General features: G+C 53.0%; 15 protein-coding genes and 2 tRNA genes. 7 read left to right on the top strand and 10 right to left on the bottom strand.

The genetic code is table 11. The features are described 5' to 3' along the window. Positions 1-7 precede the first annotated feature (7 nt). Together ACZA91_RS16910 and ACZA91_RS16905 are read right to left on the bottom strand one after the other, a co-directional pair. Positions 8-517: a GNAT family N-acetyltransferase gene (locus ACZA91_RS16910; protein ID WP_099532059.1), complete on the bottom strand. Its 510-nt coding sequence runs from the start codon at positions 515-517 to the stop codon at positions 8-10. A 237-nt stretch (positions 518-754) separates the two neighbouring features. Beyond that, positions 755-828, bottom strand: a tRNA-Arg gene (locus tag ACZA91_RS16905). A gap of 173 nt (positions 829-1,001) precedes the next feature. On the opposite strand from ACZA91_RS16905, the gene hemL reads away from it, so the two are divergent. Both hemL and ACZA91_RS16895 read left to right on the top strand, forming a co-directional pair. Further along, the gene (gene hemL / locus ACZA91_RS16900) at positions 1,002-2,300 is read left to right on the top strand and encodes a glutamate-1-semialdehyde 2,1-aminomutase (RefSeq protein ID WP_190527250.1); all 1,299 of its coding nucleotides are present in this window, start codon (positions 1,002-1,004) and stop codon (positions 2,298-2,300) included. 161 nt (positions 2,301-2,461) lie between these two features. Then, positions 2,462-2,617 carry a hypothetical protein gene (locus ACZA91_RS16895; RefSeq protein ID WP_190355398.1) on the top strand — a complete coding sequence of 52 codons (156 nt, stop codon included), beginning with the start codon at positions 2,462-2,464 and terminating at the stop codon, positions 2,615-2,617. A gap of 48 nt (positions 2,618-2,665) precedes the next feature. Here the strand turns inward: ACZA91_RS16895 and ACZA91_RS16890 are convergent, their stop codons facing one another. The 4 genes from ACZA91_RS16890 to ACZA91_RS16875 all read right to left on the bottom strand — a co-directional run bounded on the left by ACZA91_RS16890 (position 2,666) and on the right by ACZA91_RS16875 (position 5,956). Continuing rightward, positions 2,666-2,950: a hypothetical protein gene (locus ACZA91_RS16890; RefSeq protein WP_463183587.1), complete on the bottom strand. Its 285-nt coding sequence runs from the start codon at positions 2,948-2,950 to the stop codon at positions 2,666-2,668. A gap of 163 nt (positions 2,951-3,113) precedes the next feature. Beyond that, positions 3,114-3,833 (bottom strand): hypothetical protein, encoded by a 720-nt coding sequence (locus tag ACZA91_RS16885; RefSeq protein WP_463183585.1) that lies wholly within the window; start codon positions 3,831-3,833, stop codon positions 3,114-3,116. Then, the gene (locus tag ACZA91_RS16880) at positions 3,779-5,599 is read right to left on the bottom strand and encodes a helix-turn-helix domain-containing protein (protein WP_463183583.1); all 1,821 of its coding nucleotides are present in this window, start codon (positions 5,597-5,599) and stop codon (positions 3,779-3,781) included. Before ACZA91_RS16880 ends, ACZA91_RS16885 begins: the two co-directional genes overlap by 55 nt. Positions 5,600-5,689: 90 nt before the next feature. After that, positions 5,690-5,956, bottom strand: coding sequence for a hypothetical protein (locus tag ACZA91_RS16875; RefSeq protein ID WP_463183581.1), 267 nt, complete (start codon positions 5,954-5,956; stop codon positions 5,690-5,692). Between the two features lie 260 nt (positions 5,957-6,216). Here ACZA91_RS16875 and ACZA91_RS16870 point away from each other — a divergent pair, with 260 nt between their 5' ends. After that, a complete protein-coding gene (locus ACZA91_RS16870) occupies positions 6,217-6,648 on the top strand; it encodes a GFA family protein (RefSeq protein ID WP_099532085.1) in 432 nt (143 codons plus the stop codon). 226 nt (positions 6,649-6,874) lie between these two features. Here the strand turns inward: ACZA91_RS16870 and ACZA91_RS16865 are convergent, their stop codons facing one another. Continuing rightward, positions 6,875-7,774, bottom strand: a complete 900-nt coding sequence (locus ACZA91_RS16865; RefSeq protein ID WP_190533417.1) for a metal-dependent hydrolase — start codon at positions 7,772-7,774, stop codon at positions 6,875-6,877. A 304-nt stretch (positions 7,775-8,078) separates the two neighbouring features. On the opposite strand from ACZA91_RS16865, the gene ACZA91_RS16860 reads away from it, so the two are divergent. Next, positions 8,079-9,023 carry a glycosyltransferase family 2 protein gene (locus tag ACZA91_RS16860; protein WP_463183575.1) on the top strand — a complete coding sequence of 315 codons (945 nt, stop codon included), beginning with the start codon at positions 8,079-8,081 and terminating at the stop codon, positions 9,021-9,023. A gap of 79 nt (positions 9,024-9,102) precedes the next feature. Here the strand turns inward: ACZA91_RS16860 and ACZA91_RS16855 are convergent, their stop codons facing one another. Further along, positions 9,103-9,711: a pentapeptide repeat-containing protein gene (locus ACZA91_RS16855; RefSeq protein WP_463183573.1), complete on the bottom strand. Its 609-nt coding sequence runs from the start codon at positions 9,709-9,711 to the stop codon at positions 9,103-9,105. Positions 9,712-9,938: 227 nt separating this feature from the next. Between ACZA91_RS16855 and ACZA91_RS16850 the strand changes: the two genes are divergently transcribed. Beyond that, positions 9,939-10,012, top strand: a tRNA-Val gene (locus ACZA91_RS16850). 61 nt (positions 10,013-10,073) lie between these two features. Here ACZA91_RS16850 and aroQ read toward each other — a convergent pair. Together aroQ and ACZA91_RS16840 are read right to left on the bottom strand one after the other, a co-directional pair. After that, on the bottom strand, positions 10,074-10,514 hold the full coding sequence (aroQ, locus tag ACZA91_RS16845) for a type II 3-dehydroquinate dehydratase (protein WP_199858076.1): 441 nt from the start codon (positions 10,512-10,514) through the stop codon (positions 10,074-10,076). A gap of 248 nt (positions 10,515-10,762) precedes the next feature. Beyond that, positions 10,763-10,903, bottom strand: coding sequence for a hypothetical protein (locus ACZA91_RS16840; protein WP_190355392.1), 141 nt, complete (start codon positions 10,901-10,903; stop codon positions 10,763-10,765). Positions 10,904-11,226: 323 nt separating this feature from the next. On the opposite strand from ACZA91_RS16840, the gene ACZA91_RS16835 reads away from it, so the two are divergent. Together ACZA91_RS16835 and ACZA91_RS16830 are read left to right on the top strand one after the other, a co-directional pair. Next, positions 11,227-11,901 (top strand): MotA/TolQ/ExbB proton channel family protein, encoded by a 675-nt coding sequence (locus tag ACZA91_RS16835; protein WP_190527261.1) that lies wholly within the window; start codon positions 11,227-11,229, stop codon positions 11,899-11,901. A 271-nt stretch (positions 11,902-12,172) separates the two neighbouring features. Beyond that, positions 12,173-12,433 carry a hypothetical protein gene (locus ACZA91_RS16830; protein WP_190527437.1) on the top strand — a complete coding sequence of 87 codons (261 nt, stop codon included), beginning with the start codon at positions 12,173-12,175 and terminating at the stop codon, positions 12,431-12,433. Positions 12,434-12,569 lie beyond the last annotated feature (136 nt).

Raw genomic sequence — 12,569 nt, 5'->3', positions numbered from 1 at the left:
GCATAACCTATCCCTTGGCCCGGCGACGGTGCTTGCGAGCAGCCCGTTCCACCTGATCTTGCTCATAGTCAATCAGTCGGCCAAAGTAGGGATGTTGTCCCAAATCGAGCGACATGTAAACGTGGCGGCGCACATTGTCAAAGCCCTTGCGGGTAAAGAACTTCACTGCCGGTTCATTAGCGGGATCCGTATCAATAAATAGGCTGCGGGCCCCTTGGTGGATCGTGCGCTCCACGAATCGATCAACCAAGGAGTCGGCCACGCCCCGGCGCTGGAATCGGTGATCAACCCCGAGCCAATTGATGTAGCCGTAGGTCACCTGTTTTTCAATCACCGTACCCAACACAAATCCCGCAAACTCGCCTTCCACTTCCGCAATCAGGCAATATTCCGGATCCGTGTTGTAGAGGCCCGTGACCTCCCACTCATCCCAAGTGCGGTAAAGCGTGGGATACAACTCATTTTGAAAAAGCTGCTCGCCCAAGTGAAAGACCGGAGCGAGGTCATCGATCGTCATGTCGCGAGTAACCACCGCATTGGCCGGGGCCGGCTTGGCGGCCGCAGACTCCGCAGGGGGTGAAGACTCAGACCCGAGACCAACATTAGCCCCAGCCCGCGATTCGGACGACTGGGAAGGTAGATGAGGCGAATGAGAAGGCGATGCGTCAGTGGTCACAATAAACCTTAGGGCTGGTTGAACAACACCAAAACCAGCCCGCGATCGCCATTTTATGCGATCGCCATTTGATGGGAACGGATGCGGAGGGACTCGAACCCCCGACCCTCAGAACCGGAATCTGATGCTCTATCCAACTGAGCTACGCATCCAGGGTCGGCTATGCAAGCGGCCGCGCAAGCGCCACTCAACATCGCTTGGCTATATTACCACTTCTGACAGCGATCGCCCCTCTCATTTTAAAATTTTAGGGTTGTAAAAATGGTTTGATATTCGCCAACCCCATCACAACCAACCATTACACCCAACTAAGGAGAAGCTCGCTGTGGTTGCCACTGCCCTTAACACCACCCGTTCAGAAGAAATTTTTGCCGCTGCCCAAACGCTGATGCCCGGCGGCGTGAACTCGCCCGTGCGCGCGTTTAAGTCCGTGGGTGGTCAGCCGATCGTGTTCGATCGCGTCCAGGGAGCCTATGCCTGGGATGTGGACAACAACCGCTACATCGACTACGTGGGCACTTGGGGCCCCGCCATCTGCGGCCATGCCCATCCCGAAGTGTTGGAAGCCCTGAAAGCCGCGATCGACAAAGGAACCAGCTTCGGTGCGCCCTGCTACCTAGAAAACGTGCTGGCCCAGATGGTGATTGATGCCGTCCCCAGCATTGAAATGGTGCGCTTCGTCAACTCCGGCACCGAAGCCTGTATCGCCGTCCAGCGCCTGATGCGTGCTTACACCGGCCGCACCAAGCTGCTGAAGTTTGAAGGCTGCTACCACGGCCACGGCGACATGTTCTTGGTCAAGGCCGGCTCCGGCGTGGCTACCCTCGGTTTGCCCGACTCCCCTGGCGTGCCGAAAAACGTCACCGCCGACACCCTGACCGCCCCCTATAACGACCTGGAAGCCGTCAAGGCCCTGTTCGCGGAATATCCCGGCGAAATCGCGGGCGTAATCCTGGAGCCGATCGTGGGTAACGCGGGCTTCATCGTCCCCGAACCCGGCTTCCTGGCGGGTCTGCGCGAAATCACCAAGGAAAACGGCGCGCTGTTGGTGTTCGACGAAGTGATGACCGGCTTCCGGATCGCCTACGGTGGTGTGCAAGAAAAATTCGGCATCACCCCCGACCTGACCACCCTCGGTAAGGTGATCGGCGGTGGGCTGCCCGTGGGTGCTTACGGCGGCCGCCGCGAAATCATGCAAATGGTGGCTCCCGCAGGCCCCATGTACCAAGCGGGAACCCTGTCGGGCAACCCCTTGGCCATGACCGCTGGCATCAAAACCCTGGAACTGCTGCGTCGTCCCGGCAGCTACGAATATCTCGACCAAATCACCGGCAAGCTGATCACCGGCCTGTTGGCGATCGCCCGGGAAGCGGGTCACGAAGTCTGCGGCGGCCACATCAGCGGTATGTTCGGCATGTTCTTCACAGCGGGCCCCGTGCGCAACTACGAAGAAGCGAAGGCCGCTGACCTGACCAAGTTCAGCCGTTTCCACCGGGGTATGTTGGAGCGGGGCGTGTACCTGGCTCCCTCGCAGTTTGAGGCGGGCTTCACGTCGTTGGCCCACACCGACGAGGACATCGAAGCCACCTTGGCCGCCGCTCGCGAAGTGCTGTCGAGCCTGTAATCGCAAACGGCGCTGAATGACTCAGTTGATGAGCGGGAACAGGTTTTGGATCTGTTCCCGCGCTGAGTTTCATCAAAGAGCAACCCAAGTCCGACAGGGCAACGGCTGTAACTCCGACAAGCGCCGAGTTTGATAGAGATATCGAGTTCGGAGGACAGCCGATGGAAACCCTCGAAGACATCAAGTTGTTGTTGGAAGTGACGGCGGCTTTGGCGGCTTTGTCGCAGACCTTTCCGGTGGCGGCGATGTTGGCTGGTTCGGCGGCGATCGCCTGGTTGGTGTTTCCTGGCTTGAAGCGATCGCGTGACAAGAAGTAGGTTCGATCGAGGGCGTGGGGACTAGCAACCCTGCGCCCTCAACTCTTTTCAAGACAATTCATCTTCATAAGCCTGGGCAAGGTCTTGATCAATTCTTGTATTTTCAAAGTCCTCGGGTTGATCAAGAGTTAATGTGCCAAAGCATTGTTCAAAAGGACTTTTAGGGCCTGAATTGATTCCTACTTCAGAAGTTTCAAGTGACTCATCAGGAGACTTGCTAGCATTTTCCAGGTAACGACTTTTCAGGAAAAGTGTGAATTCGAGAACTAGCTCTAAAGCGGGTTCAGGTAATTCGTCAATCAAGAGTAGTAATTGCTCTTTGACAGTCGTCATGGCTCGCTAAGTTTGATAGAAGGCTTTGTTGGTGCGCTCAATCTGCGATCGATTACTCATCTTCGCCAATTGTGCCAAAAATAGATGAGACGAGAGTAATCTACTCCCGTCTCATTCGGCTAGGTTTCGACTGATCGGCCAATGGTCATAACCACGCTCATCATCACCAAATCATATCCAGGCCATGAACGGGATTGATCATCGCGCGTTGCACCTGTTCGATCCGGCGTGTTGCTTCCATTTTGGTGAGCCAGTTGATCGCTTCTTGGAAATGTTGATTGCTCTGGGTTTGGTTGAAGAGTGACTGATGAGTTTTACCCAAGTAGTAGTGAATCAGGGGAGCGTAGACTTTCATCTGCCCATCCGTCACCACTTCAAGGCATTTTGAGAAGGTCGCTAGTGCTTCCTTGAAATCTGAGCTGTAGTAAGCTAAAACGCCCTCCGATTTCTGCGCAAGAAAATTCAATGTTGCATCTTTAAGCGTCGTCTTGGTCACCAATTGAAGCTCATTCAACTCTTGACCAGCTTGCTGTAGATCTCCTAGATGGGAGTGAAAGTGACAAGCTAAGTCTGCCCAGAGAGCAGAGTCGTGAAAATCAAAGGCGCATTGGTAAACCTTCTTCTGGTCTTGGATTTTAGCTTTCAGAAGATGAATTTCATCGATAGAGATGTCGCTTGAGTCTTGTTGCAGAAATTCGGCCAACTCAAACAGGATGGAATCACTGACAAGATGGAGAATGATGCTTTCAGGGAACTCTCGACCAAAGCTGCTCAAGGGTGATTCAATGCTGATTTCAAAGTTGCTCTCACATAGCAAGCCAACCTTTCTTAAGTTCTGAAAAATTTTCTTGGCATCCGAGTAGTCTCCTTCAACCAGTCGCAACCATAGCAGTCCAGAATAGGCGAGTAGCCTGACTTCCAAGTCATCATCAAAAAAGCTTGAGACTTCTCGAAGCAGTCTTGTGCAGAAGATAGCTCGCCAAGGTGGGTATGGGAATGTAGCATCCAAGCCCAGCAGTCACCTCGATAGCCTTGAATTTTCAGAAAGACATCATCCATTGACGAAAAAGATTCGCACAAATTCAAAATTTTAGTCCAGGTTTCAATCGCTTCTTTGTAATTCCCTTGGTAGTAATTAGAAACACCCATAGAGCCCAGCAAGAGAGTAGTAGACTTCGGGGAAAGCTTTTCCTCAATCTGATTTGCACAACTGAGGAAGTAGTCAGGTCGTCCACTCCAGTTCAGGTAGGCATTGAGACGATTTTGACCCAAGCCAGGTGTGATGCTGCACATCAATGATGCAGCTTTCTCAAATTCATCAATTGCAACAAAATGGTGAAATGATTCGGTGCAGGCGAGAATTTTTTGGGAACCCTCAAAATCTGCATAGTGCGCTTGCCAGTAGCTGGCTGCTTGGTTATGGGACTGTTGCCAATCTTCGCTGATCTTCAAATGTTTACGAGCAAACTGGGCGGTGAATGGCTCCATCAAGTACCCTTGATCTTGACGCTTAAGCAGTGAGCGACGTAACAAGCTTTTAATCAATTGCTGATGTTCCTCGGTCGGTACATCCCACAACAAGCATTCCACACCTGCCAACGTGATTACAGGAATTTCCTCATAGCGATAGCAACCCATACGACAGAATAGACGAGCAGCATTTGGGTTCGACTTCTTCAAATTCTGAAATTGACTTTCAAGCAAAGTCTCTAGCTCAGGATGTTCCGACGAATTTACTTCTGGACGAGACATATATTCAATCAAGTTGTTGTTGGCATCTTCGCGAGTTGCACCGGCAATGATTTCCATAGCTTTAGCATTCCCACCATAGGAATGACGAAGTTTTGACAATGTAGGCGAATGAATCACAATGCCGCGATTCTCAAAAAAGGTGTGCCATGCCGATAACGGCAAACCATCCAGCATATGAGTGACGGCTGCGATCGAAGGTTCGCAAACTCGTACGCGACTTGTAACCAACGTCAGAGATTTCAGCGTGGGATCGCTCAAAGTTCGCAGCAATTCCACATAATCTCGACAATCTTCAATCAATCGTCCCTGCTCATCCAGGGCCGTTTCCAAGTTGTCAATCCAAATCCCGATCGGCGTGGTTTGTAATTGACGCTTCAGACGCAGCAGAGAAACTCCCAGATTGTGACCAGTCTGTTGTTGCAGATCAAACATCAGCCAATCATCCACAAACCCAGAAACCGGCGCTAAGTATCGCGCTTCCCGAGCCACGGGTAACTCAAGAACTTTTTGAGGGAAGTGTGTGCTGAGGAAGTTGCTGGCTAGGGTGCTCTTGCCCACGCCACCACCGGCTTGAATCACAATCAGGCGGTGCTGTTGGCTCAAACGTTCCAATTCAGCAATATCTGCTTCCCGACCCAAAAAGCTAGGATTGAAGACTGCTGTTTCATGATCATCTTCAGTCCCAAAATCGGCAATTTCTTGGAGGTCAAGACCTAGGCGATCGCAAATTTCTTGGAAATACCATCGATCAACTGGCCGACCTCGAAAGAAGTTGTAAATTGTGTCCCGTGAACGCCCCAGATCTAATGCAAGTGCTGATTGGCTTAAACCATTACGCTTCAGGGCGACTTTGGCGCGATCGCGATAACGATCAGCAACTCGCAACGATCTACTCATGGGACACTCATCAACCGCTTCAGCCCAATTATACAAGCCATCAATTGAGACTCTCAGTAGTGAGTTAATTGCTTGATATTGAGTCGAAAGTTAAGCAGTGCGCACCACCAACTGATTGCCGTTGTCGTAGCCCACAACCTCCAGGCGATCGCCCTCATGCAAGTTCAACCCATCCCCATTGGCAATCGACCAATAGGATGCTTGGAACCAAACCCGCCAGCCCCCAGTCACCGGGCTGCGATATTTGACGATCGCCGTCCCGATCGCCGCCGCTGCTGGTTGCCTATCGCCATAGCGCCGCACTTGCTGGCTCGCTTGCACACCCGTTGAAGACAGCCACAACAGTCCCATCGACATGACCTTGACCTCCCAAAACACTTTGGACAACGGTGTTTAACCCGATGAATTTAGTTTGGGCGACGACTGTTGGAGTTACGGATGGTGCTGCGTGGGTGACTGTCGGACTTGCTGAGGCAACTTGTCGGACTTTTGTTGAAGTTGTGGGCGATCGCCATTGCGACATTTTGGCAGTGCCCCCTGAGGATTATCGTACTAAAATCAGATAGTGGTTTCCGTAACCGCCGTTCTTAGAGTCTCTGATGGAGGAGGCGCGATCGATGAAAGGTCACTGTCTGTGCGGGGCGATCGCCATTGAAGTTCCCGACAAAACCACCGTGGATGCTTGTCATTGTGGGATGTGTCGTCGATGGAGTGGTGGCCCAGCGTTGGGAATTGCTTGCGGTTCCAATGTGCAAATCGAAGGAAGCGAGAAACTGAAGGTTTACCGATCGTCCGACTGGGCTGAGCGAGCATTTTGCGGTGAATGTGGCACGCATTTGTTTTATCGGCTGGTTCCGACTCAGGACTATTTTGTGCCAGCAGGATTATTTGCCGATGACCAGCCTTTTGAATTCACGGAGCAAATTTTTGTCGATCGCAAGCCCCATTACTATGACTTTGCGAACCAAACGGTGAACCTGACGGAGGCGGAAGTGTTTGCCAAGTTTGCCGCGATCGCCCCTGACTCTTCCGAAGGGGAACCCGCATAGTTCCGAATTAATTTGCTGAGTTGAAATGTCCCATGATTTTGAGTTTTCAACTCGATCGGGGCATTGCAATGTTGACGATGAATCATGAAAAACACTGGCAGGGCGATCGATCATTTTTGATCAGCTTGCCAGTGTTTTTGGTGGACTGGTTGTTGATGAATTGCCCAAAAAGCCCATCAACGTTGATTGTTGGGTTGTTGATTGTTGGGCTGCAAAAATGCGGTTCCTAAATTTGTTCGGGAACCCCAATTTTCATCACCTTCATGGGCGTGGTGATGCGTCTAGCTTTCAGGGCTGCGGCAAACTGTTCCGGTGTGCCCGGCAACGAAAATAAGCCGTAATGCATGGGTATCACCAATTTGGGGCGCACCAATTCCACCGCTTCAGCGGCGCGATCGGGGCCCATGGTGAATTTGCCACCAATGCAGGTCAACATCAAATCTACGGGGCCAAATTTTGGAATGAGGGCCATGTCGCCAAACAGGTCTGTATCGCCCGTGTGGTAGAGGGTGGGGCCGTTTTTCACCTTGATCCAAAAGCCGCCCGGGTTACCTGCATAAAAGGGTTGGGGGCTGCCATCTGTGCTGACGGTGGAACTATGAACCGCTGGCACGAATGCCACTTCCACTTCCCCATCCAGCAAGGAAATTTGACCGCCGAAGTTGCCCAGGGCCGGAAATTGCAATTGCTCTTTGGGGTAGCCCAACACGGAAACCAGAGCATTGGCCAAGTCAAAGGTGGCCACCAATTGGGCCCCGGTTTTTTGGCCGATCGCCACTGCATCTCCCACGTGATCGTTGTGGCCGTGGGTGACGAGCACCAAATCAGCCCGATCGAGCTGGTTCAGGATGGCTTTTCCCTCGGGGTTGGCCGGATTTTGCAACCAGGGATCGAGCCACAGCACTTTGCCCGAAGGGGTGGTGAGCTTGAAGGCCGATTGGCCATACCAAACCAGTTCCGTACCGCCGGGGGTTGCGGCCTGGCTGGGCTGGGTGGTTCCCCAACTAACGATGCCCCCGATCGCGGCCAGGCCAATGACCAACGCGGCTAAGAATCCCCATTTCAGATGGCCCAAGGGGGGCCAGTGGGGTCGCCAACGGGGCGATCGCGCCGCCAAATTACGCATACTGATCAACCTCTCAATCTCTGAATTTCTGCAACCAAGGTTCTACGAAGGCTTGACGAAGGCTCGACGGTCGAGTTTTCTCGAAGTTTCGCGATCGAATCACCACCCCATCACCCCCTCATCACCGCTCCAAACGGCATGAGGCGATCGATCCTCTGCGGCGATAATGACTACCCCATTTAGAATTTCCTGGGGTAGATCAGGCCAATGGTAAAGTAGACGGCGTTTGGTGTGCGGGTGCTAACTGCATTCCCGCTCCCTTAATTTCCCGTCACTTTCCTGTTTTTTGAGGCGATTATTTCGCATGAGTAGCAATCCCCCAAGCATCGCTAACCATCCCGCTCTGGTGGATCAAAATGAGCCAGGCGATCGCTCTGGGGAAATAGCCTATCCTGCTTTTTCTTTGGTGTTGCCGATTTTTAATGAAGAATTGGGCGTTGCTCCCACCATCGAACATCTGCAAGCCACCCTCAGTGCTTATCCGGGTGTCTATGAAATCATTGCTGTGAATGATGGTTCCAGCGATCGAACCGGTGAAATTTTGCATCAACTACCCGGTATTCGGGTCATTGATCACAACATTAATCGGGGTTATGGTGCGGCCTTAAAAACCGGAATTCGTCACGCCAAGTATTCTTTGATTGTAATTACCGATGCGGATGGAACCTATCCCAACGAACGAATTCCGGCATTGGTGAATTTAATTCAACTGGCGGAAGCGGACATGGTTGTGGGGTCGCGGACTGGGGAGAATGTGCAATATTCCAATTTGCGGAAAATTCCCAAGTGGTTTCTCGTTCGCTTTGCGGAGTGGATTACCAAAACCAAGATTCCTGATTTGAATAGTGGTTTGCGGATTTTTCGGAAGGAAATTGCCAATCGGTTTTTGAATATTTTGCCCAATACCTTTAGCTTCACCACCACCATTACGGTAGCCATGCTCACCAATGGCTATACGGTGCATTACGAGCCGATCGACTATCACCCGCGCCAAGGCCGCAGCAAAATTAAACCGATTCGGGACACTTTGCGATTTGTGCAAATTATTCTGCGCACGGGGCTTTATTTTGCGCCGATGCGAATTTTGATGCCCGTTTCAGCGGCCTTTGCGATCGGGTTTTGCGTTTCGTTGGCGCAAGATATTTTTGTGCGCAATGACTTGACGGAAGCCACCCTAATTTTGCTGTTGGCTGCCACCCAAACGGCCATTTTGGCCTTGCTGGCAGACATGATTGATAAACGGCTTTGAGGGCTGTTTTGTGGATTTTGCGTGAGCTTTGCGTGGGACTTGCGAATCAGCGCGAATCAATTGATCGCCCCATGGTCTTCTAAAACTTATTGGGTTCGGGCTTGGGGGCTTCGCAGGGTTGCCGCACCAACGTGCCATTGGGCAGGGTTGCCCCACATAACTCGGCTCCGTCGCTCCGAATATTCACCAGGTGAGCATCCCTGAGGTTGGCATTGGCCAAGCTGGCTCCCCGCAAGTCCGCGAACATCAAATTGGAGCGAGCAAAGTTCACTCGATCGAGCTGAGCTGCACTGAAATTGGTGGCCCGTAAATTGGCCCGTTCTAAATTGGCTCCTCGAAAATCTGCCCTGGTGCAGTCGGCTGCGCCTAAGTTGGCCTCTGCCAAGTTTGCCCGCTGGAGATTGACGTTTCGCAGGTTGGCCCCGTAGAGGTTGGCCGATCGCAGATCCGCATCTTGCAGATTCAAACTGGTGAGGTCTTGATAGCGCAAATCGCAGCCTCGGCAATGGTTGAAAGCCCGCAGTTGCGCCAGCGGATCCAAATTGGGGCGGGCGGCAGAAACCTGGGCCACAGGGGCCAACGGCAACCCGATCGCCAGGCCAATCCCCAAAGCCATGCCCCCGATCGCCCCTAAACGGGCCAGTCGATCAAGATTGCGCAAAGACTGGTGAGCGGTAATTTTGGCCACGAATCCGAATCCTCAGGGGAAATTGCCAACTATGACAGGCTGGGGGTGCAACGTCCGGCAGCAACGGTTGGGAAAGCGCCTCTATCCTAACCAGGCTCGGGGGCGACTGACAGCCGCTGAAGGCCGCTCGATCGCCCCCAACACACCGCTCGCGAAAAAACCTTGAAAAACCTTGGTCAAAGCTTTGCGTTTTTTCAAGAGATCATGGTATGGTGATAACCCGTTGCGGACGTATAGCTCAGTTGGTTAGAGCACCACGTTGACATCGTGGGGGTCACTGGTTCGAGTCCAGTTACGTCCATTCAGGTTCCGCGAATTCTTTTACAACACCTGGCAAAAGAATCTGGCAAAAATTAGCCAGATCATTTGCTCGATCGCAACTGGGTGACCAACGCCCGCAGCCCCAGCCGGTAGCTTTCGGGGCCAAAACCGGAAATTTGCCCGATCGCCACGGGAGCAATGTAGGAATGGTGACGGAAGCTTTCCCGTTTGTGGATATTGCTGAGATGTACTTCCACGGTGGGAATGGCCACCCCGGCGATCGCGTCGCGGATGGCCACGCTGGTGTGGGTGTAGCCACCGGGATTAATCACCAAACCGTCAAATTGCCCCAGAGCCTCATGGATCCAGTCAATTAACGTTCCCTCGTGATTGGACTGGCGACAATCGATCGCCACTTGCAGCTCCGCCGCATCCTGTTCCAAACGTTCGTTAATGGCCGCCAGGGTCAGGGTTCCATAGACTCCCGGTTCCCGTTGCCCCAGCAAATTCAGATTGGGGCCATGCAAAATCAAGATTTTCACGCGGATTTCGGCGCTCTTTCGCGGTCTAAATTCAATGGACTGAGTGGCCCATTCTCGCAAGATTCCAGCCCCAGTTTTTCTGAGGCTTTTCTGAGGGTCGCGCCAACCTCAGAGCTAACCCCATTTCTCAAAACCCCTTTCTAAAGCACAAGCAAGAGGATAGTCCCCTTGCTTGGCGAATCGTCGGTTTAAATCGGTTGTTGAAAGATACGAACGCTTGACGCTAACTTCCCAGGACAAATATCCAATTAGCGGCGGCGATAGGCGCGATCATCCACAGGCACGGGAATCGGTTCCGCCTCCGGCTGGGCCTGTGGGCCAAGCAGCGCTTCGATCACCTTCTGTGCCCACTGTTTCAGCTTTTCTATCACCTGTTCGATATAGTCCATTAATCGAAGGCTCCTTGACGGCGGTTCGATCGACTGTTGAGGGATCGCTCAGAGTCGCATGTCTTTAGATTAACCCAATCCTCCGTTGAGATGGTGCAAATTTGGTTGCAGTTTGCCCGTTGATTTTGCGTTGAATCCCGATCAAAGGGTGGGGTGGCCGCTCTGGGGCGTTAGGTATGGATCCGTTAAATTTGCTAAATTTGCGAAGTTAAGTGTAAAGCCGAGCGCAATGTTATGCCCTTGGCGCGGGGCTGACCGATGCTTTGGCTCTCCTGCGCTCTGGCCAGGGAACGAGCGATCGCGCAACGAGCAAGGACGAAACCGTGAGTGTAAGTGATCTGTTTACCAAGGGCGGCCCGGCCATGTGGCCGTTGTTAACACTGTCGGTGCTGTCAGTGGGGACGGTCTTTGAGCGCTGTTGGTTTTGGGGGCGCATTTTGCTGCGGGAACGGGAGGTGGCCGATCGAATCCTGGAGTCGGCCCGCAATGACTGGAGCAGCGCCGGCCCGATCGCCAGCAAGGCCCGCGACCAACCGATCGGGCGGTTTTTGGCGGCTCCCCTGAAGCTAGAAGACCCAGACCCGGAACTCTTTCGCCTGGCCCTGGAGTCGGCCGCCGAAGAAGAACTCAGCGCCATGCGCAAGGGCGACAAACTGCTAGAGGCGGTGATTGCTCTTTCGCCCCTGTTGGGTCTGTTGGGCACGGTGTTGGGGCTGATTGGCTCTTTGGGATCAATCCGAATTGGGCAGTTGGGAACCGATGCCACGGCGGGGGTCACCCTGGGCATTGGGGAAGCGCTGATCAGCACGGCGACGGGGTTGGTGGTGGCGATCGGGTCGTTGGCGTTTTATCGCCTCTTTCAAGGGCTAGTGTTTACCCAAGCCAAGCTGTTTCGGCGGGCGGGCAACGATTTGGAGTTGCTCTATCGACAATTGTGGGCCCAGCGGCGCGATCGCCCCGTGCCCAATGGGGAAACAGAGCCAACCCCGGAAGCCTAGGACATTTGATCTATTGCGATTGATTCTGTGTTGATCTACAGCGATCTGCATTGACCAGTACAGATTGGTACAGGTTGGTACAGATCGACCCTGATCCATTCCATATCAATACTGATCGCATTCATATCGATACCGATTGAATCCATATCGGCATTGACCGCAAGCAATCACGGCGATTCGTCACAGCCGATCGACCCTTTTTATTTCGACATTATTTCGACCCTCGTTATCACCGACCGTAGCGATTATGGCGCTGTTAAATTCTGATTCCATGCGGCAAGCGTTAACCTGCGATCGCCTGCCTCTGGCGGTTTACCGTGAACTGGCGGCCCACCTGAACTTGGTCGCTGGGGTGCAGGCGGTCTTGTTGCCCCAAACCTCCCAGGAGTTTGATTATTTGCAAAGTCAGGTGGGAGGCGTGGCGATCGAACTGGATCCCGTGCTGGGCGATCGGGCCCGGCAACAGGTGGAAGCAATTTTGGATCACTATGCCGATCGGTTTGGCCCCTGGCGATCGCTCCCCACGACCTAGGAGCTGTCATCAAATCCCCGAAACCCTGATTCTTGCGTTGCGAGATCGTGGGGAGCAAGGGGCTTAAGCCCCTTGTTTAGGGTGGTTGAGCTAGGAAAATTAGTCGTTCCAGCTTCATTTGATGACACGCCCTAAG

This window comes from Limnothrix sp. CMB-01 (genome assembly GCF_055193175.1).
The sequence above is the reverse complement of the archived record's forward strand: the minus strand, read 5'-3'. Positions and strand labels throughout refer to the sequence as shown.